The organism is Campylobacter sp. IFREMER_LSEM_CL2194, assembly GCF_025771685.1.
Classification (GTDB): Bacteria; Campylobacterota; Campylobacteria; order Campylobacterales; family Campylobacteraceae; genus Campylobacter_D.
The window spans coordinates 1-978 of sequence record NZ_JAKMQS010000050.1; the positions used below are offsets into that span (position 1 = coordinate 1).

The window sequence follows — 978 nt, forward strand, 5'->3', positions numbered from 1 at the left end:
ATCATAGTAAAAATATGCTTTTTTCTTGGTAGTTTTATCTTTTATATCTTGATAAAAACTAAAAGCAATTTGTTTATTTGATGGTTTTAAATTATCAGCTTTAGCTACTCCACTTCTTGCCATATAAGAAGCTATTAAATCTTTTCCTTTAAAATGATATAAATAAAAACCATCATATTTAAAATAATCTTTATTTTTAAACCTAAGTATAAGTCCTATTTTATGATTGATATAATTATTAAATATTCTTTTGCTATCTTGTAAGGGTTTGGCTAAATAAGCTTTATTATCTTCTAATCTAACTTTAAAACTATGACAATTACTGAAGTCTTTTTCTCTATCAAATCTTATCTTACCTTCTTTATTGGTTTTTAATCTCAATATGCTTTGCTTGATTAGTTTTTCATGATCATACCCTTTTATACTAATGCTAGCATTATCAATCGCCTTGCCATGTTCATCTTGTATGATAAGGCTGATGTAATTTGAAGTAGCAGTGTTGTTTATAATGCTAGTGTTATTGTGGGTTAAATTTAGATCTTGATGGTTTAAATCATCATAAGCATAGTGCTTGCTTATCTTTTTAGGTTCTAATTTTATATTTAAACTATTTTTAGCTAAAACATAGTTTTTAATCTTACAATGATAATAATCATAAGTAATGTTTAAATCTTTTAAAGCATATAAATTATTCTCATCATATTTAAGATAATAATTTATTTTTTCATCATTGAAAGAAAAAATTTCATCTTCCTTTGCGCCTAAAAGAAGTTTTTCATAAAAAAATACTCTTGTTTTTAGTTTATTAAAATCTAGATTATAGTTTTGTTCTAATAAAGCTATATCGATTAATGACTCATCTTTAACAAATATATCACAATTGTTCTCATAAAGATGTAAAAGATTTGACATAGATGAAGCATTGTCAAAAAATATAAGCTTTTTATTTTTATCTTTGTTTTCTAAGATGAAGTGGCT

The 978-nt window shown here is 23.8% G+C and carries 1 pseudogene; it reads right to left on the reverse strand.

Annotation, left to right across the window (positions count from 1 at the left end):
• Nucleotides 1–978, reverse strand: a pseudogene (locus L8V79_RS08120) (hypothetical protein); the annotation flags it as partial.